Below are 18,482 nucleotides of genomic sequence, written 5' to 3'. Positions count from 1 at the left end.
AAAGCCGAAGGCCCCGGCTCGACGCGCGAACCGGGGCCTTCTCGCTGTAGCGGGAGCGGGACTTGAACCCGCGACACCACGATTATGAGCCGTGTGCTCTAACCACCTGAGCTACCCCGCCGCGCGTTCTTCGCAGGTCTGGCCTGCGGGGAACGGAGCCCCCTGTGGGAATCGGACCCACTACCTCTTCCTTACCAAGGAAGTGCTCTACCAATGAGCTAAGGGGGCGCACCTGCGGGTCTGACAGCCCCTCTCGGGGCGTGCCCGCGATTTGGCACCGTTAGACGATAGCACCTCCGCGGAGCGTCGATGACCGCGGGGGACGCGCCCCCGCGGCCGCCCGTCTGCGGCTACGCCCGGCTCGCCTCGTCGAGCGCGGCGAGCTCCTCGGCGCTCAGCTCGAGGGAGGCCGAGGCGATCAGCGCCGGCAGCTGCTCCATCACGCGGGCGCTGGCGATCGGCGCGACCACTCCGGGCTGCGAGCGGAGCCAAGCGAGGGCCACCGTCGCCACCTCGGCGCCGTGCGCCTCCGCCGCCGCATCGAGCGCCGCCAGCACCCGGCGGCCGCGGCCGTCGAGGTAGCGGGAGGCGCCGTCGGCGCGCGGACCCTCGGGCGTCGATCCGTCGCGGTACTTGCCGGTCAGGAATCCCGACGCCAGGGCGGAGTAGGGGACGACGGCCAGCCCCGCCTCGCGGGCGAGGGGCAGCAGGTCGGCCTCGATCCCGCGCTCCACGAGGTTGTAGTGCGGCTGCAGCGCGACGGGCGCGTGCAGGCCCTCCTCGCCCGCGATGCGCAGCCACTCCGCGACGCGCTCGGCGCTGAAGTTCGACACTCCGATCGCGCGAACCAGGCCCTGGTCCACGAGCTCGGAGAACACGGCGGCGATGTCGGCCATCGGCACGGCCTCGTCGTCGAAGTGGGCGTAGTAGAGGTCGATCCGGTCGGTCGCGAGCCGCTCGAGGGAGGCGCGGGCGGCCGCGCGCACGGTGTCGGGCGCGAGGCCGGTGAACTGCGGGTGGCGGCCCGCCTTCGTCGCGATCACCACGTCGTCCCGGTCCCCCGAGCGCTGCGCGAGCCACTCGCCGATGATCGTCTCGGACTCGCCGCCCGTGTTGCCCGGGACCCAGGCGGAGTACGCGTCGGCGGTGTCGATGAAGTCGCCGCCCGCGGCCGTGTAGCCGTCGAGGACGTCGAAGGAGGTCTGCCGCCCCGCGGTCCAGCCGAAGACGTTGCCGCCGAGCGAGAGCGGGAAGACGTCGATGCCGGAGTCGCCGAGCGGCGAGCGGGTGACGGAGGAGGATGCTGCGCTGTCGATGCTCATCCCCCGATTCAAGACCCGCTCCCCGCCGTGATCGATCCCCCTCACGCGCATGCGCGGCAAGGACTCAGGCTCTCAGCGCCGCGGGTAGTCGGCGTAGGCGAAGCGCGTCGAGTCCGGCGCCCAGCCGGAGACGTTGATCGTCCCCTGCCCGCCGTGGAGGCGCTCCAGCACGCGGCCGGGCTCGAGCGACGAGCGCCCGGGGAGGTCGAGCAGCCGCAGCTCGACGTCGACGTTCTCGGGGTGCCCGGCCGTCCCCTCCGGATAGGCGAGGTAGAGCAGGTGCGCGCCGTCGGGCGACTCGTGCGGGAACCAGTCGACCGTGTCCGACTCGACCAGGCGGGAGAGCGCGGAGCCGTCGAGGCCGATGCGGAACAGCTGCGCCCCGCCTCCGGCCCGCTCGGAGTTGAAGACGAGGGTGCGGCCGTCGGCCGAGACGTCGACGCCGTCGTCGGCCGGCTCGTCGTCGGTCAGGGCGGTGAGCGCGCCTCCTCCGACCGGCATCGTGTAGACATCGGTCCGCCACCGCCCGGAGGCGTCACCGCCGCCGATCAGCGCGAGGGTCGCGCCGTCGGGCGAGACGCCGTGCAGGTAGTGCTTGAAGCGCGCGCCCTCGCGCTCGGCGGTCAGGCGGCGGGCGGGGGCGGAGCCGTCGAGCTCGACCGCGTACAGGTGCCCGTCGCGCGCCGAGACGTAGGCGAGCCCGTCGGACGGGGCGAGCACGTGGTCGTTGTTGAGCTCGGCCGGCACCCCGTCGAGCGGGATCGGCTCGAGCACGGGCGTCCCCTGGAGCGGCAGTCGGAAGAGGCCGCCGTCGCCGTTCACGATCAGGGCGGAGCCGTCCGGAGTCCAGTTCGGCGCCTCCACGAGGAGGGAGTCGGACTCGAAGACGGTCGTCGACTCCCCCGTCGCGAGGTCGTGGACGCGGAGTCGGCAGAGCTGGTCGGGGAGGAGCGAGCGGGCCATGCTCCCCACGGTAGGGCCCTGGCGGATCACGACGGGGCCGTCAAGCCTCCGCGCACTCAGGTTCCGCGGGAGGGCGCTCCGATATTCTTGACCGACTTATGCGCTGGGTACACCTTGGGAGGAACATGTGATGCTCCTCATCCTCGTGATCTCGTTCGCGATCGCCGTGGTGACCCCCTGGCTGATGGACCGGTTCGGGCCGAAGACGTTCTACGCGCTGGCGCTGATCCCGGCCGCGAGCTTCGTCGCCACCGCGACCGCCCTGCCGACGATCCTCGACGGCGGCGAGATCCGCGAGTCCGTGCCGTGGATCCCCGCGCTCGACATCGCCCTCTCCTTCCGCCTGGACGCGCTCTCGATCGTCCTCGCCCTCGTGGTCAGCGGAGTCGGCGCCCTGGTCCTCGCCTACTGCGCGACGTACTTCAGCCGCGACGAGCCCTCGCTGGGCCGGTTCGCAGCGCTCCTGTCCGCGTTCGCCGGAGTGATGTACGGGCTGGTCACGGCCGACGACGTGATCATCCTCTTCGTCTTCTGGGAGGCGACGAGCGTCCTCTCCTACCTCCTCATCGGCCACTACAGCGGGCGCAAGGAGAGCCGGGGTGCCGGGCTCCAGGCGCTCCTGGTCACGACTCTCGGCGGGCTGGCGATGCTGGTCGGGATCATCGTCCTGATCGTGCAGGCCGGTACCACCAGCCTCTCCGGGATCGTCGCCGCCGCCCCCTCCGGCCCGATCGTGTCGACGGCGCTGGTGCTCGTACTGCTCGGCGCGTTCTCGAAGTCCGCCCTGGTGCCGTTCCACTTCTGGCTGCCGGCCGCGATGGCCGCTCCCACGCCGGTCAGCGCCTACCTGCACGCCGCCGCGATGGTGAAGGCGGGCATCTACCTCGTCGCGCGCCTCGCGCCGGGCTTCGCCGACGACTCCGTCTGGCTGCCCGTGGTGGTGAGCGTCGGAGTCTGGACCATGCTCGTCGGCGGCTGGCGCTCGCTCCGGCAGTACGACCTCAAGCTCGTGCTGGCCTACGGCACCGTCAGCCAGCTCGGCTTCCTGACCGTCGCCGTCGGCTTCGGCTCGCGCGACGCCGCGCTGGCCGGACTGACCCTGCTCGTCGCCCACGCCCTCTTCAAGGCGCTGCTCTTCCTCACCGTCGGCATCGTCGACCACCGCGCCGGCACGCGCGACCTCCGCAAGCTCAGCGGCCTGGGACGGCAGGCGCCGGTGCTCGCGGGCGCCGCCCTCGTCGGCGTGCTGTCGATGGCGGGCATCCCGCCGCTGCTGGGCTTCGTCGCCAAGGAGGCCGTGTTCACGAGCCTGATCTCGGCGATCGAGCAGGGCTCGTTCTGGGCCTGGGTCGCGCTGGTCGGCCTCGTCCTCGGCTCGATCCTCACCGTGGCCTACTCCGCGCGCTTCTTCTGGGGCGCCTTCGCCCGGAAGAAGGGGCTCGAGGACACGCACCTGCACGCCGAGCCGTGGACCTTCACCGCCGCCCCGGTGCTGCTGGCCGCCGCCAGCATGATCGGCGGGATCGCCGCCTCCGTGCTCGACCCGCTCGTCGCCGTCTACGCGGACACCCTCCCCTACGCCGCCCCGGACGCCGACCCGGAGCTCGCCGCCGCCGCGGAGGCCTCCGACCACGGCGGCTACCACCTCGCGCTCTGGCACGGCTTCGAGCCCGCGCTGGCACTCAGCGCCCTCGTGATCGCCGTCGGACTCCTGCTCTTCGCCAAGCGCGTCGCCGTCGCGCGCGCGCAGTCGATGCTGCCCAACCGGATCGACTCGGCCGAGGGCTACTGGGCCACCGTCCGCTGGCTCGACCGTGTCGCCAGCACGGTCACCGAGTTCGTCCAGCGCGGCTCGCTCCCCCGCTACCTGACGGTGATCTTCGCGGTCTTCGTCCTCGGCGTCGGCGGTGCGGCCGCCCTCAACCGCACCTGGCCGGGCGATCTCGTCTTCTGGGACAGCCCGGGCCAGCTCGCGGTCGCGGCCGTGATGATCCTCGCGGCGGTGCTGTGCGCGATCGCCCGCAACCGGGTCGCCGCCGTGCTGCTGGCCGGCGCCACCGGCTACGGGATGGTGGCCCTCTTCGCCCTGCAGGGTGCACCGGACCTCGCCCTCACCCAGGCGCTGATCGAGACGGTGACCCTCGTGGTCTTCGTCCTGGTGCTGCGCCGCCTCCCGACCCGCATCGCCGCGAAGCACCAGCCGATGCGCAAGCGCCTGCGCGCCGTCATCGGCATCGCGGTCGGAGCGGTCATGGCCCTCGCCGCCACCATCGCCCTCGGCGCCCGGACCGCGACGCCGATCTCGGCCGAGCTGCCCCGCCTCGCCTACGAGGAGGGCAAGGGCCGCAACATCGTCAACGTCCTGCTCGTCGACATCCGCGCCTGGGACACGATGGGCGAGATCTCGGTCCTCGTCGTGGTCGCCACCGGCGTCGCGAGCCTGATCTTCCTCTCCAGCCGGGCCGGAGGCGCTCCCCGCCTCGAGTCGCAGAGCGCCGACGACCGCCGCGAGCGCGCGATGGACCTGACCGCCTCCTCCGCCGACGCCGAGCGCGACGGCGACCGCGGCTCCTGGCTCGTCGCCGGGCGCACGCTCCGGCCGGAGAACCGCTCGATCGTGCTCGAGGTGCTGGTGCGCCTGCTCTTCCACCCCGCGATGATCGTGTCGGTCTACCTGCTCTTCACCGGTCACAACACCCCGGGCGGAGGCTTCGCGGGCGGCCTGCTCGCCGGTCTCGCCCTCGTCGCGCGCTACCTCGCCGGCGGCCGCTTCGAGCTCGGCGAGGCCGCGCCGATCGACGCGGGCAAGGTCCTCGGACTCGGCCTCTTCTTCGCCGTCGGCACCGCCGTCTCCTCCCTCGCCTTCGGCCTCGAGGTCCTCGAATCGAGCTGGCTCGACCTCGAGGTGCCGGTGCTGGGCGAGCTCCACCTGGGCACGTCCACCCTCTTCGACATCGGGGTGTACCTGATCGTGATCGGCCTCGCCCTCGACATCCTCCGCAGCCTCGGCGGCGAGGTCGACCGCCACGGCGAGGAGGCCGAGCAGGGCTCCCCCTCGGGCGACGGCGTCACGCACTCGACCGACAGCACCCCCGGCCCCGGCCAGGGCACGGTCGACGGGCTCGAGACCTCGCTGCCCACCGGCTCCACGGTCGTCGGCGGACCGGGCAGGGGGGACGGCGCATGAGCATCACCCTCGTCCTCGTCGTCGTGATGGCGGTGATGTACGCGGCCGGCGTCTACCAGATGCTCGAGCGCAGCCTCACCCGCATCCTGATCGGGTTCCTGCTCGTCGGGAACGCGACCAACATCCTCATCCTGCTGATGGCCGGCCGCTCGGGCATCGCGCCGTTCGTCACCGACGACGGGCGCTCCTACGAGCAGATCGCCGCCGAGATGGCCGACCCGCTGCCGCAGGCGCTGATCCTCACCGCGATCGTGATCACCTTCGGGGTGTCCGCCTTCCTCCTGGCGATGATCTACCGGCGCTGGCGCCTCGCCAACGCCGACCAGGTGGAGGACGACGAGACCGACGCCTCCGTCCGCGAGGACGCGGCGGGCATCTCGGCCCAGACCACCGCCGACGACCGGGCGCTCGACGTCCTGCTCGAGTCCAGCGACGAGGGCACCGCCGCCAAGCACGGGGAGAGCGCCATGACCGACGACAGGAAGGAGGACCGATGAACGCCCTGATCCCGCTCGTCGTCACCCTCCCCCTCCTGGGAGCGGCCGTCGCGCTGATCCTCGGACGCCACCGGCGCGCGCAGATCACCGTGAACATCGTGACGCTCTCGAGCGTGCTGGTGATCTCCTCGGTGATGCTCGTGCTGGTCCTCACCGGCGACGGAGGCGGCAGCGCCGTCTACGTGGGCGGCTGGGAGCCGCCGTGGGGCATCGTGCTGGTCGTCGATCCGCTCGCCGCGCTGATGCTCGTGATCACCTCGATCACCCTGCTGGGCGTCCTGCTGTTCTCGGTCGGCCAGGGCCTCGTCGACGGCAACCGCGAGACGCCGGTCACGATCTTCCACCCGACCTACCTGATCCTCTCGGCGGGCATCCTCAACGCCTTCGTCGCGGGCGACCTCTTCAACCTCTACGTCGGCTTCGAGATCCTGCTGGCCGCGAGCTACGTGCTGATCACCCTGGGCGGCACCGCGCCGCGGATCCGCGCCGGCACGACCTACGTGGTCGTCAGCCTGGTCTCGAGCGTGTTCTTCCTCTCGGCCATCGGCCTGCTCTACGGCGCCACCGGCACGGTCAACATGGCGCAGCTCTCGATCCGCATCGCCGAGCTCCCCGCCGACGTGCAGCTGGTGCTCCACGTGGTGCTGCTGCTCGGTTTCGGCATCAAGGCGGCCGTCTTCCCCCTGTCGTTCTGGCTCCCGGACTCGTACCCCACGGCTCCGGCGCCGGTCACCGCCGTCTTCGCCGGACTCCTCACCAAGGTCGGCGTGTACGCGCTGATCCGCACCGAGACCCTGCTCTTCCCCGGCGGGAGGCTGAGCGAGGTGCTGCTGGTGGTGGCGCTGCTGACGCTGATCGTCGGCATCCTCGGTGCGGTCGCGCAGGCCGACATCAAGCGGATGCTGTCCTTCACGCTGGTCTCGCACATCGGCTACATGGTCTTCGGGATCGCCGTGGGCACCCCGGCCGGCTACGCGGCCACGATCTTCTACGTCATCCACCACATCACGGTGCAGACGACGCTCTTCCTCGCGACCGGCCTGATCGAGCGCGTCGGCGGCACCACCTCGATCCTGCGCCTCGGCGGGCTGCTCAAGGCCTCGCCGCTGCTGGCGCTGCTCTACTTCATCCCCGCGATGAACCTCGGCGGGATCCCGCCGTTCACCGGCTTCCTCGGCAAGGTGGGGCTCTTCGTCGCCGGCACGGAGTCGGCCGTCGACCAGCCGTCGTGGCTGATCTGGGCCGTCATCGCCGCCGGGGCCGTGACCTCGCTCCTGACCCTCTACGCCGTCGCGCGCGTCTGGAACATGGTCTTCTGGCGCCGCCAGGAGGAGGTGCCCGGCTACGAGTCGCCCCTGATCGACCAGCTGCAGGAGGACCCCGACGACACGGGCAGCATCCGCACCCGCCACTCGCCGCCCATGATGGTGCTCGCCACCGCGGGGATGGTCGTCGTCGGCGTCGTGCTGACCGTCGGCGCCGGTCCCCTCTACGACGCGAGCGAGCGAGCGGCGAGCGCGGTCGCCGACCCCGCGACCTACATCGCGACCGTCTACCGCGACTCGTCCTTCGGAGAGGAGGGGCCGCGATGAGCCCCCGCCGCCGCGTCGACATCTGGAACCGCGTCGCGATGTTCGTGACCCTCGTCGGGATCTGGGTGCTGCTCTGGGACGACGTCTCGGTGCTGTCGATCGTCACCGGCTTCCTGGTCGCCCTGCTGATCACCCGGGTGTTCTACCTGCCGCCGGTCGAGTTCTCGAACCGCATCAACCCGTGGTTCGTGCTCCTCTTCCTCCTGCGCCTGCTGGCCGACATCGCGGTGGCCTCGGTGCGGGTGTCCTGGCAGATCCTGACCCTGCCCGTCCCGGTCCACAACGCCATCGTCGCCGTGCACCTGCGCAGCCGCTCCGAGGGGATGCTCGTCTGGACGACGGAGGCCGTCTCGCTCGTCCCCGGCTCCCTGGTGATCGACGTGGACCCGCAGCTGAACGTCCTCTACCTGCACGTGCTCGGCGTGACCCACGACGAGGGCGAGCGGATCGACGAGGTGCGCCGGACGGTCCTCCGGACGGAAGCGCGTATCGTCCGGGCCATCGGCTCCCGCGAGGACGTGCAGCGCGTGAATCGGCCGATCGAGGCCGGATCGGGGGTGGTCCGGTGATCGACTGGCTGATCTGGATCCTGGTGCCGGTCTTCGGCGCCGCCTGCCTGCTCGCGCTCGTGCGGATCCTCCGCGGTCCGTCCGTGCTCGATCGGGTCGTCGCGGCCGACGTGCTCGTCGCGACGATCATCTGCGGGATCGGCGCCGAGATGGCGGTCAACCACCACGCGCGGACCCTGCCCGTCGCGCTCGGGCTCGCGCTGTTCGCCGTCTTCGGATCGATCAGCGTCGCCAAGTTCATGGCCAACCGCGAGGAGGACTGACATGGACCTGTTCTTCGACGTGCTCACCGCTGTGCTGCTGCTGGTCGGCGCCCTGCTCTCGCTGCTGGCCGCGATCGGCTTGATGCGGTTCGACGATCTGCTCTCCCGGATGCACGCGGGCACGAAGCCGCAGGTGCTCGGACTGATCTGCGTGATGCTCGCGGTCGCCATCCGGAACCCCGGCTTCGCCGCCGCGGGGACCATCGTGCTGGTGATCGGCTTCCAGCTGCTGACCGTGCCCGTCTCGGCGCACATGGTCGGCCGGGCGGCCTACCGGGCCGAGGCCGTCTCTCCCGGGTACCTCGTCGCCGACGAGCTCGCGGAGGCGGTCACCCGCGCCGACGAGCAGGCCCGCGCGACCGGGCCCGAGACCGTGCACGCGTCCGAGGAGCGGGCGCGCACCTCCTCCGCGCCCCCGCCCGAGGACGAGGACGGCCCGGCCGCGACCGCCTAGGCGACGAGGACGAGCTGCACGGCGGAGGCGCCGGTCATGCTGCGCAGCGCGAATCCGCCGATCGCGAGGGTGACGGCGACCAGGCCGCCGACCAGCAGCACCAGCAGCGGCACCACCCACAGCAGCGCCCGTCGGCGTCGGGCTCGGGCCTCGTCCGGCGTCTCTTCGATCACCCGTCGACTGTACGGGACGGCGGGGGGCGTGCCCCCGGCGGCCACGAGCCGCCCGATAAACTCGACCGCATGACCCTGGACTCCGCTCTCTCCGGCGCGCCCGAGAACTCCCCCGGCCCCGACTCCGAGGCCGAGCACCGCCGGGGAGCCGAGTGGTGGCGCACCGCCGTCATCTACCAGATCTACCCGCGCTCCTTCGCGGACGCGGACGGCGACGGCATCGGCGACCTGCCCGGCATCGCCTCGCGCCTCGAGAGCCTCGCCGAGCTCGGCGTCGACGCGATCTGGCTCTCGCCCTTCATGACCTCGCCGCAGAAGGACGCGGGCTACGACGTCGCCGACTACTGCGACGTCGATCCGCTCTTCGGCACCCTGGCCGACTTCGACGCGATGCTCGCCCGCGCTCACGCCCTGGGCATCCGGATCATCGTCGACCTCGTCCCCAACCACTCCTCCAGCGCCCACCGCTGGTTCCAGGAGGCGCTCGCCGCTCCCGCGGGCAGCGCCGAGCGGGCGCGCTACCTGTTCCGTGACGGCCAGGGCGAGTCGGGCGAGCTGCCCCCGAACAACTGGGAGTCTGTCTTCGGCGGCCCCGCGTGGACCCGCGTCATGGAGCCCGACGGCTCGGCCGGCCAGTGGTACCTGCACCTCTTCGACACCTCGCAGCCCGACTTCGACTGGACGAACGAGTGGGTGCGCGAGCGCTTCCGGGAGGTCCTCCGCTTCTGGCTCGACCGCGGCGTCGACGGCTTCCGCGTCGACGTCGCGCACGGGATGATCAAGGCCGAGGGGCTGCCCGACTACACGCCGCCCGCCGACAGCGGGTCGATGGGCGGAGTCGCTCCCGCCGACGGCGAGGAGCCCGCCACCGCCCCCTACTGGGCGCAGGACGGCGTCCACGAGATCTACCGCGACTGGCACTCCCTGCTCGCCGAGTACCCGGACGACCGCGTGCTCTGCGCCGAGGCGTGGGTGCAGCCCCTCTCCAAGCTCGCCCGCTGGGTCCGCCCCGACGAGATGCACCAGGCCTTCAACTTCGCCTACCTCGAGACCCCGTGGAGCGCACCCGCCCTCCGCGACATCATCGACTCCTCCGTCGAGGCCTTCGCCGCCGTCGGCGCCCCGTCGACGTGGGTGCTGTCGAACCACGACGTCGTGCGCCACGCGAGCCGCCTGGCCCTGACGTCCGACAACCCGCAGGGCTACGGCATCGGCCCGCGCACGCCCGGACTCCCCGACCCCGTCCTGGGGCTGCGCCGCGCTCGTGCCGCGACCGCCCTCATGCTCGCGCTCCCCGGCTCCGCCTACGTCTACCAGGGCGAGGAGCTCGGGCTCCCCGAGGCGATCGACCTGCCGGACTCGGCGCGTCAGGACCCGACCTGGTTCCGCACGGGCGGCGAGCGCTACGGCCGTGACGGCTGCCGGGTGCCGATCCCGTGGGAGGCGGACGCACCCGCGTACGGCTTCAGCGGCACCGGCGACTCCTGGCTGCCGCAGCCCGGCGACTGGACGCCGCTCGCGCGCGACCGCCAGCGCGGTGTCGCGGGCTCGACGCTCGAGCTGTACCGGTCCCTGCTCGCGGTGCGCCGCGCCGAGGACCTGGGCTCCGGCGCCGTCGAATGGCTCGAGGGCTACCCGGAGGACGTCGTGGCGTTCCGCAACGGAGCCGTCACGGTGATCGCGAACCTCGGCGAGGCTCCGGTCGAGCTGCCCGTCGGCTCCGTGGTGCTGTCCTCGGAGGAGCTGCACGAGCCGGCGCTGCCCGCCGACACCACGGTCTGGCTGCACGCGGAGTAGCTGGCCGCGGGGTCCGCCCGGCGGCTCCCGCGTCCCGCCGCCGGGTCAGCGCCCGGCGTTGGCCTTGAGCCAGAGGTAGGAGTCGACCTTCGTCACGCCGTCGAGGCGGATCTCGAAGTGCAGGTGCGGGCCGGTCGACATGCCGGTCGTGCCCACCAGGCCGAGGAGCTGACCGACCTTCACCGGGTCGCCCTCGGACACGGCCGCCGAGCCGTGCTGCATGTGCGCGTACACGCTCGAGACGAGCTGCCCGTCGATCTCGTGGTCGACGATCACGTGCACGCCGAGCGAGCCCTCGCCGTCGATGACCGTGCGCACGATGCCGTCGGCGATCGCCTGGATGGGCGAGCCGTCGCCCGGGTTGAAGTCGGTGCCGCCGTGGTTCACCGAGCAGCCCGCGCAGTTGCGGTAGCCGAAGCGGTCGCCCACCGGCACGCCGACGGCGAAGGGCCACTGGATCGACGCGTTCGGGTCGTTCGTGAAGCCGGTGTCGGAGGTGCGGACGATGTCGGCGACGTTGGTCTGCGTCTTGCGCTCCTGCACGCCGAACCCGTCGCGGGCGACCGTCTCGGCGCTGACCTCGCCGGCGACGAACGACTGCGCGCCGCGGCGGGCGTCGGCGCCGAAGGGGGTCGAGAGGCTCTGCGCCTGCACGTCCTCCGCGGTCAGGAGCGATGTGGCCGGCAGAGAGGTCGCCGCCACGATGGCCGCGACGAAGGAGAGGGCGACGAGTCCGCCGACCCGGGCCCGGCGCACGGGCCGGAGCGGCGTCGCGCGCGGTGCGGGGACGGGCGCCGGGGCGCTGCGGACCGAGGCGACGCGGCGCTCCGCCTCGCGCAGCTGCTCCGCCGTGGGAGCCGCGAGGAGGTCGTCGGAGCCGCTCGCCAGCGAGACGTCGGAGGCGAGGGCCAGAGCGCGCTCGCGCTCGCGGAGCTCGCGACGGGAGAGGGGTGGAGTCGATTCGCCGGGGGTCGATGCAGGGGCAGCGGGGGCGGGCGAATCGGGGCTCACGAAATCGATGTCTTCCGTCGGGGGCAAGGGACGAGCGGGCCTCCAGGGAGAGGCACCGCTCGGCTCCGTGAGCGCAGCCTGTGCGAACATCACGAATTCATAAAGGATAACCACGGCCGGCGGGATCCGGCCAGAGGCCGCCGCGCACAGGCGCGATCGGGGCACGACGCGCGGCGAGCCCCGGCGGGATCCTGCGCCGATCCGCCTCTCGGCGCATGGAATCCTTGTCGGCTCGGCCTGGGAGAGCGGTTACACCTCGTCCGCGCGCAGGCGGCGCAGCAGATCCTCCAGCTCGGCGAAGAGAGGATCCGGTGCCGCGATGAGCAGGCCGGAGCCGAAGGGTGCGCCGTCGAGTCCCGCGACCCGCGCACCCGCCTCCTCGGCGATGAGGGCACCCGCAGCGAGGTCCCACGGGTTCAGGCCCCGCTCGTAGTACGCGTTCAGCTGCCCGGTGGCCACCGAGCACAGGTCGAGCGCCGCCGAGCCGATGCGGCGGATGTCGCGGACCGAGCCCAGGAGCTCCTGCACCACGGCGCCCTGACGCATCCGGCGGCCCGCGTCGTAGCCGAAGCCGGTGCCCACCAGCGCGAGCGAGAGGGAGGAGGGAGCCGAGACCTGCAGCACGACTCCGTCCCGCTCGGCTCCCCCGCCTCGGCTGGCCGTGGTCACCTCGCCCGTCGCTCCGTTCACGACCGCGCCGGCGAGCGCGGTCCAGGTCGCGGGATCCGGCTCCCCCTCCACCACAGCGATGCTGACCGCGTAGGAGGGGATGCCGTAGAGGTAGTTGACGGTCCCGTCGATCGGATCGACGACCCAGGTCAGCCCGCTCGTGCCGCCCCCCGACCCCGACTCCTCGCCGAGGAAGCCGTCGTCCGGACGCGCCTCGGCCAGGCGCCGGCGGATCAGCTCCTCGACCTCCCGGTCCGCGGCCGTCACCACGTCCTCCGGGGACGACTTCGACGCGGCGATCTCGACACCGTCCTGCCGCCGCTGGCGGGCGAGGTGCGCCGCCTCGACGGCGATCGAGCGGGCGATGGCGAGGAGGGGGGCGTTGTCGCTCATGGCCCCAGCCTAGGGATCGGGCCCATCATGGGGGGATGAGCACCCCTATCGCCCTCACGGGAGCCACCGGAGCCGTGGGCGGTCGCGTCGCGCGCGAGCTCGCCGACGCCGGTCACGCCCTCCGCCTGCTGGTCCGCGACCCGTCCCGCGCGCCCGAGCTCCCCGGGGCCGAGGTGGTGCGCTCCTCCTTCGCCGACGCGGGCGACTCGCTCGAGGGCGTGCGCCTCCTCCTGATGGTCTCCGCCTCCGAGAACGAGGAGCGCCGCGCCGAGCACCTCGCGTTCGTCGGTGCAGCCACCGCCGCGGGTGTCGAGCACGTCGTCTACACCTCCTTCGCCGGAGCCGCACCCGATGCGGTCTTCACCCTCGCCCGAGACCACGCGGCCACCGAGGACGCGATCCGCCGCTCCGGCATGGGCTGGACGTTCCTCCGCGACAACCTCTACCTCGACTTCCTGCCCGCGATGCTCGGCGACGACGGCGCGATCCGCGGACCCGCGGGATCGGGCCGTGCCGCCGTCGTCGCGCGCGAGGACGTGGCCCGCGCCGCCGCCGCGGTCCTCCGCTCCCCCTCCGAGCACCGCGGAGCCGCCTACGAGCTGACCGGGCCCGAGGCCCTCACCCTCGACGAGGTCGCGGCGACCCTGACGGCGGCGGGCCGCCCCGCCGTGTACGTCGACGAGACCCTCGAGGAGGCGTACGCGTCACGCCGCCGCTGGAACGCACCGGACTGGCAGCTGGACGCCTGGGTCAGCACCTACTCCGCGATCGCCGCCGGACAGCTGGAGCACGTCTCGTCCGACGTCGAGCGGCGGACCGGACGGCCGCCGCTCTCCCTCGCAGGGTTCCTGGAGCAGGAGGCGCGGGGCTGAGGCGACGGCGCGGGCCGGGCCGACGGCGCGCGAGGTGCGACGGGACGAAGAGGCCGGGTCCGGCGATCCGCCGGACCGGTGCTCCCCCGGAAAGGCGCTCCCCCGGAAAGGCGCTCCGCCGGAAGGGCGATCCCCCGACATGCGGAACGCCCCGCGCATCTCGTGATGCCGGGGCGTCTGCTGGATGTTCCTGCTCGGTGGCGAGTGAGGGATTCGAACCCCCGAAGGCTACGCCGTCTGATTTACAGTCAGATCCCTTTGGCCGCTAGGGTAACTCGCCGTGGCGCACCCGACCGCATGTTCACAACCGGAGGCGCTCAGCAAGGATACCCACGCGACCGGCGGATCGGAAATCGGTGCCGCGCGGCCTCAGTCCGCCTCCGCCGCGTAGCGGGACGCCGCCTCCGCGACCTTCCCCGCGTAGCTCCCGGCCGGGTTGTAGGCCGCGATCGCCGCCCGCCATCCCGACTCCGTCGAGAGGTCGCCGCCGGCGTCGCAGAGGTACCGGGCGGCGGTCACCGCCTGCTGGTCCACGTTCTGCGGATCCCATCCGCTCGACGCCCACGCCATCCACGTCGCCGGGATGATCTGCAGGGGACCCATCGCCCGGTCGACCTCGGCGTCGCCGTCCAGAGCCCCGCCGTCGTTGTCGGGGACCCGGTCGAAGCGCGTTCCGTCCAGGCGCGGACCGTAGATCGGCTCCGTCGGCCGCCCGTCCTCGCCCAGCTCGCCGCCGTCGATCGTGCCGTGCCTGCTCTCGACGTAGCCGATGCCGGCCAGGGTCGCCCAGTCCAACCGGCAGTCGGGGTCGACCGACGCCGTGAGGAGGGCCGTGCCCGCGTAGGCGGTGAGCGCACGCAGCGGGATGCCGCTCCCCTCGGACGCCGTGCCCAGCCACGCCTCGTCGGCGAGCAGTCGCACCGGCGTCGCCGCGGCCTGCTCGGGATCCTCCAGCACGACGGGGTCGGCCGCGACGGGAGCGGTCGCCGCGGGAGGGACTGTGGACAGGCCCTCCTCGACCGTCAGCGCGGGCGGCCGCTGGCCGCAGCCGGCCAGGAGGAGGCCGGCGAGCGGGACGAGGACGAGAACGGGGAGGCGGCGCACCCCTCAGAGGTACCAGCCGCGCCTGGGGCCGGGCTCCGCCACGCCTGAAAGCTAAACTCGGAGCCATGGCAGATTCAACGTTCGACGTCGTCAGCAAGATCGACAAGATGGAGGCGGACAACGCCCTGAACCAGGCCCACAAGGAGGTCGAGCAGCGCTACGACTTCAAGAACGTCGGCGCCTCGATCGCCTGGAGCGGCGAGAAGATCCTGATCAAGGCCAACACCGAGGAGCGGGCGAACGCCATCCTCGACGTCTTCCAGTCGAAGCTGATCAAGCGCGGCATCAGCCTCAAGAGCCTCGACGCGGGCGAGCCCTTCGCGTCCGGCAAGGAGTACCGGATCGAGGCCACCCTCAAGGAGGGCATCGACCAGGAGCACGCGAAGAAGATCAACAAGCTCATCCGCGACGAGGCGCCGAAGTCGGTCAAGTCGCAGATCCAGGGCGACGAGCTCCGCGTCTCCTCGAAGAGCCGCGACGACCTCCAGGCGACCATGGCGCTCCTGCGCGGAGCCGACCTCGAGCTCGACCTCCAGTTCGTCAACTTCCGCTGAGGAATGACGCACACGGGAGCACGCGCGTGATCGCCGGCATCGACGAGCCCGACCGGCGGGGCCGCACCGGACTCGACCGGGAGGGCCTCGACCTCGTCGGGAACCCCGACGTGGTCGTGAAGGAGGTCACCCTCCTCTCGAGCGACTGGTACGTCCTCCGCACCACCCGCTTCGACTACCGGCACCGCGACGGCAGCTGGACCAGCGAGCAGCGCGAGACGTACGACCGGGGGAACGGCGCGGCGGTCCTGCTCTACGACGCCGACGCGCGCACCGTCGTCCTGATCCGGCAGTTCCGCTACCCCGCGTACGTGAACGGCGACCTCGACGGGATGCTCCTCGAAGTGCCCGCCGGTCTCCTGGACGAGGACGGGCCCGAGGAGGGCGCCCGCCGCGAGGCGTCCGAGGAGACCGGACTCGAGGTCGGCCGGCTCGAGCACGTGTTCGACGCGTTCATGAGCCCCGGCTCGGTCACCGAGAAGCTGCACTTCTACGCCGGGCGCTACCGTGCGGGCACCCGCAGCGGAGCATTCGCGGGACTCGCCGACGAGGGCGAGGACATCGAGGTCCTCGAGCTCTCGTTCGACGAGGCGCTGACCCAGATCGGCGTGCAGATCGTCGACGCGAAGACGATCATGCTCCTGCAGTGGGCGGCCCTGTCCGGCCCGTTCTCGCGCTGACGCGCGAGCGTCGCGGCTGCGGACGCATCAGCGCGCGTACTCGGCGAGGGCGCGTCCGGTCAGCGTGTCCGCCGCCGCGAGCCCGACCGGAGTCCCCTCGAAGACGATCGTCCCTCCGTCGTGCCCAGCTCCGGGCCCCACGTCGATGATCCAGTCCGCGTGCGCCATCAGGGCGCGGTGGTGCTCGATCACCACGACCGAGTTCCCGGAGTCGACCAGCCGGTCGAGCAGTCCGAGCAGCGTGTCGACGTCCGCGAGGTGCAGGCCCGTGGTCGGCTCGTCGAGCAGGTAGACGGATCCGGACGAGGCCATGTTGATCGCGAGCTTGAGGCGCTGACGCTCGCCCCCGGACAGCGTGTTCAACGGCTGTCCGAGCGTGAGGTAGCCGAGACCGACGTCGACGAGGCGGGCGAGCACCGTGTGCGCCGGTCCGCTCGCGAAGAACTCCGCGGCGTCGACGATCGGCATCGAGAGCACCTCGTGGATGTTCCTCCCGCGGAGGCGGTACTCGAGCACCTCAGCGGTGAACCGCTTGCCGTCGCACTCCTCGCAGACCGACGAGACCGTCGCGGCGGGGCCCAGCTCGGTGAAGATCATCCCGGCCCCCTTGCAGACGGGGCAGGCGCCTGCCGAGTTCGCGCTGAAGAGCGCCGGTCTCACACCGTTCGCCTTCGCGAAGGCCGCCCGGATCGCGTCGAGGACCCCGGTGTAGGTCGCCGGATTGCTGCGCCGCGAGCCGCGGATCGGCGACTGGTCGGCCACCACCACGCCGGGCCGACCCGCGAGCGAGCCGTGCAGGAGCGACGACTTCCCCGACCCTGCGACTCCGGTGACGACGGTCAGCACGCCCAGCGGGACGTCCACGTCGACGCCGCGGAGGTTGTGCGTGGAGGCCCCGCGGATCTCCACCGCCCCGGTCGGACGGCGCACGGCCTCCTTCAGCGGGACGCGGTGACCGAGATGACGGCCCGTCAGGGTGTCCGACGTGCGCAGCTGCGCCACCGTCCCCTCGAACCTCAGCTCGCCGCCGTGCGCACCGGCCCTCGGACCGAGGTCGACCACGTGATCGGCGATCTCGATGATCTCCGGCTTGTGCTCGACCACCAGGACGGTGTTGCCCTTGTCCCGCAGGCGGCGCAGCAGCTCGATCATCCGCGAGACGTCGTGCGGATGCAGACCCGCCGTCGGCTCGTCGAAGACGTACGTGACGTCCGTGAGGCTCGATCCCAGATGCCGCACCATCTTGACCCGCTGCGCCTCACCGCCCGAGAGGGTGCCCGACTCCCGATCGAGCGACAGGTAGCCCAGCCCGACCTGGACGAGGGCGTCGAGCGTCCCGAGGAGGGTCTCGACGATAGGAGCGACGGACGGCGCCTGCAGCCCGCGGAGCCACGCGGCGAGGTCGGTCGCCTGCAGCGCGGCGCACTCGGCGATGTTCCGGCCCCCGATGCGCGACTCCAGTGCCGCGCGGGTGAGCCGGCCGCCTCCGCACTCGGGACAGGCGGCGAAGGTGGCCACCCGCTCGGCGAAGGCGCGGATGTGCGGCTGCGCCGCCTCCTTCGCCAGGTAGAGGCGGGTGACCTTCACCAGGAGGCCCTCGTAGGTCATCGTCATCCCGGCGATGGCCATCTTCGTGGCCGGACGGTGGAGGAACGCGTCCATCTGCTCGGGCGTGAAATCGGCGATCGGCACATCGGCCGGATAGAGGCCCGACTCGGCGAGGCCCTTCCAGTACCAGCCGCCGACGACGAAGTTGGGGATCGCGTCGAGAGCGCCGCCCTCGAGCGACTTCGAGCGGTCGATCAGCGCGTCGAGGTCGATGCTCGACACCCGGCCCGTCCCCTCGCACCGCGGGCACATCCCCTCCGGCAGGTTGAAGGAGAACGCACCGCTCGTGCCCGCGTGCGGATCGCCGATCCGGCTGAAGAGGATCCGCAGCATCGTGTACGCGTCGGTCGCCGTGCCGACCGTGGACCGGCCGTTCGACCCCATCCGCTCCTGATCGACGACGATCGTGGCCGACAGTCCGTCGAGCGACTCCACGTCCGGGCGGGCCGGCGACCCCATGAACTGCTGCACGAAGGCGGAGTAGGTCTCGTTGATGAGGCGCTGGGACTCGGCCGCGATGGTGCCGAAGACGAGCGACGACTTGCCGGAGCCCGAGACCCCGGTGAACACGGTGATCCTCCGCTTGGGGATGTCGACGTCGATCCCCCGGAGGTTGTTCTGGCGCGCACCGCGCACCCGGATGACGTCGTGGGGCGAGGCCGTGGTCATGCTGTCTCCGTCCAGAGCGGTGCCCGAATCCTAGAGGAGGTGCGCGGCGTCCGCGCCGGAACGACGAACGGCCCCCCGGAGTGCACCGGAGGGCCGTTCGGAGAG

At 72.1% G+C, this 18,482-nt stretch carries 17 protein-coding genes and 3 tRNA genes; 10 read left to right on the top strand and 10 right to left on the bottom strand.

Features of this window, described 5'->3' with window-relative positions:
- Positions 1-47: 47 nt before the first annotated feature.
- The 4 genes from C5C35_RS08750 to C5C35_RS08735 form a co-directional block, all read right to left on the bottom strand.
- Positions 48-121, bottom strand: a tRNA-Met gene (locus C5C35_RS08750).
- A gap of 35 nt (positions 122-156) precedes the next feature.
- Positions 157-228: transfer RNA gene (locus tag C5C35_RS08745), tRNA-Thr, on the bottom strand.
- Between the two features lie 122 nt (positions 229-350).
- Positions 351-1,322: an aldo/keto reductase gene (locus C5C35_RS08740; protein ID WP_104260450.1), complete on the bottom strand. Its 972-nt coding sequence runs from the start codon at positions 1,320-1,322 to the stop codon at positions 351-353.
- 72 nt (positions 1,323-1,394) lie between these two features.
- Complete coding sequence (locus C5C35_RS08735; protein WP_104262964.1) at positions 1,395-2,285, bottom strand: PD40 domain-containing protein; 891 nt, start codon at positions 2,283-2,285, stop codon at positions 1,395-1,397.
- Between the two features lie 130 nt (positions 2,286-2,415).
- Between C5C35_RS08735 and C5C35_RS08730 the strand changes: the two genes are divergently transcribed.
- The 6 genes from C5C35_RS08730 to mnhG are packed head-to-tail and all read left to right on the top strand — an operon-like array spanning position 2,416 to position 8,847.
- Positions 2,416-5,472, top strand: a complete 3,057-nt coding sequence (locus C5C35_RS08730) for a Na+/H+ antiporter subunit A (protein WP_104262963.1) — start codon at positions 2,416-2,418, stop codon at positions 5,470-5,472.
- Entirely contained in the window at positions 5,469-5,969 is a 501-nt protein-coding gene (locus C5C35_RS08725; protein WP_104223614.1) for a Na(+)/H(+) antiporter subunit C, read from the top strand. Before C5C35_RS08730 ends, C5C35_RS08725 begins: the two co-directional genes overlap by 4 nt.
- Entirely contained in the window at positions 5,966-7,561 is a 1,596-nt protein-coding gene (locus C5C35_RS08720; RefSeq protein ID WP_104262962.1) for a Na+/H+ antiporter subunit D, read from the top strand. Before C5C35_RS08725 ends, C5C35_RS08720 begins: the two co-directional genes overlap by 4 nt.
- Positions 7,558-8,130 (top strand): Na+/H+ antiporter subunit E, encoded by a 573-nt coding sequence (locus tag C5C35_RS08715; protein ID WP_104234245.1) that lies wholly within the window; start codon positions 7,558-7,560, stop codon positions 8,128-8,130. The genes C5C35_RS08720 and C5C35_RS08715 overlap by 4 nt, the downstream gene beginning before the upstream one ends.
- A complete protein-coding gene (locus C5C35_RS08710) occupies positions 8,127-8,393 on the top strand; it encodes a monovalent cation/H+ antiporter complex subunit F (protein ID WP_308470711.1) in 267 nt (88 codons plus the stop codon). Before C5C35_RS08715 ends, C5C35_RS08710 begins: the two co-directional genes overlap by 4 nt.
- A gap of 1 nt (position 8,394) precedes the next feature.
- The gene (gene mnhG / locus C5C35_RS08705; protein ID WP_219812138.1) at positions 8,395-8,847 is read left to right on the top strand and encodes a monovalent cation/H(+) antiporter subunit G; all 453 of its coding nucleotides are present in this window, start codon (positions 8,395-8,397) and stop codon (positions 8,845-8,847) included.
- Here the strand turns inward: mnhG and C5C35_RS16970 are convergent.
- Entirely contained in the window at positions 8,844-9,020 is a 177-nt protein-coding gene (locus C5C35_RS16970; protein WP_181067860.1) for a hypothetical protein, read from the bottom strand. The two genes, mnhG and C5C35_RS16970, sit on opposite strands and share 4 nt — an antisense overlap.
- A 69-nt stretch (positions 9,021-9,089) precedes the next feature.
- Between C5C35_RS16970 and C5C35_RS08700 the strand changes: the two genes are divergently transcribed.
- Positions 9,090-10,817, top strand: a complete 1,728-nt coding sequence (locus C5C35_RS08700) for a glycoside hydrolase family 13 protein (RefSeq protein WP_104262961.1) — start codon at positions 9,090-9,092, stop codon at positions 10,815-10,817.
- Between the two features lie 45 nt (positions 10,818-10,862).
- Here C5C35_RS08700 and C5C35_RS08695 read toward each other — a convergent pair whose 3' ends face one another.
- Entirely contained in the window at positions 10,863-11,828 is a 966-nt protein-coding gene (locus tag C5C35_RS08695) for a M23 family metallopeptidase (RefSeq protein ID WP_181074939.1), read from the bottom strand.
- 249 nt (positions 11,829-12,077) lie between these two features.
- Complete coding sequence (locus C5C35_RS08690; protein ID WP_104247938.1) at positions 12,078-12,890, bottom strand: inositol monophosphatase family protein; 813 nt, start codon at positions 12,888-12,890, stop codon at positions 12,078-12,080.
- 35 nt (positions 12,891-12,925) lie between these two features.
- On the opposite strand from C5C35_RS08690, the gene C5C35_RS08685 reads away from it, so the two are divergent.
- Positions 12,926-13,762 carry an SDR family oxidoreductase gene (locus C5C35_RS08685; protein WP_104262960.1) on the top strand — a complete coding sequence of 279 codons (837 nt, stop codon included), beginning with the start codon at positions 12,926-12,928 and terminating at the stop codon, positions 13,760-13,762.
- 198 nt (positions 13,763-13,960) lie between these two features.
- Here C5C35_RS08685 and C5C35_RS08680 read toward each other — a convergent pair.
- Positions 13,961-14,042 (bottom strand) — tRNA-Tyr (locus C5C35_RS08680).
- An 89-nt stretch (positions 14,043-14,131) separates the two neighbouring features.
- Entirely contained in the window at positions 14,132-14,866 is a 735-nt protein-coding gene (locus C5C35_RS08675; protein ID WP_104247936.1) for a hypothetical protein, read from the bottom strand.
- 65 nt (positions 14,867-14,931) lie between these two features.
- Between C5C35_RS08675 and C5C35_RS08670 the strand changes: the two genes are divergently transcribed.
- Positions 14,932-15,420: a YajQ family cyclic di-GMP-binding protein gene (locus C5C35_RS08670; protein WP_104223606.1), complete on the top strand. Its 489-nt coding sequence runs from the start codon at positions 14,932-14,934 to the stop codon at positions 15,418-15,420.
- A 26-nt stretch (positions 15,421-15,446) separates the two neighbouring features.
- Positions 15,447-16,100 carry an NUDIX domain-containing protein gene (locus tag C5C35_RS08665; RefSeq protein WP_104260458.1) on the top strand — a complete coding sequence of 218 codons (654 nt, stop codon included), beginning with the start codon at positions 15,447-15,449 and terminating at the stop codon, positions 16,098-16,100.
- Between the two features lie 27 nt (positions 16,101-16,127).
- Here the strand turns inward: C5C35_RS08665 and C5C35_RS08660 are convergent, their stop codons facing one another.
- On the bottom strand, positions 16,128-18,377 hold the full coding sequence (locus C5C35_RS08660) for an excinuclease ABC subunit UvrA (RefSeq protein WP_104262959.1): 2,250 nt from the start codon (positions 18,375-18,377) through the stop codon (positions 16,128-16,130).
- Positions 18,378-18,482 lie beyond the last annotated feature (105 nt).

The sequence above is a fragment of the Rathayibacter sp. AY1F8 genome, assembly GCF_002932165.1.
GTDB lineage: Bacteria > Actinomycetota > Actinomycetes > Actinomycetales > Microbacteriaceae > Rathayibacter.
The sequence above is the reverse complement of the archived record's forward strand: the minus strand, read 5'-3'. Positions and strand labels throughout refer to the sequence as shown.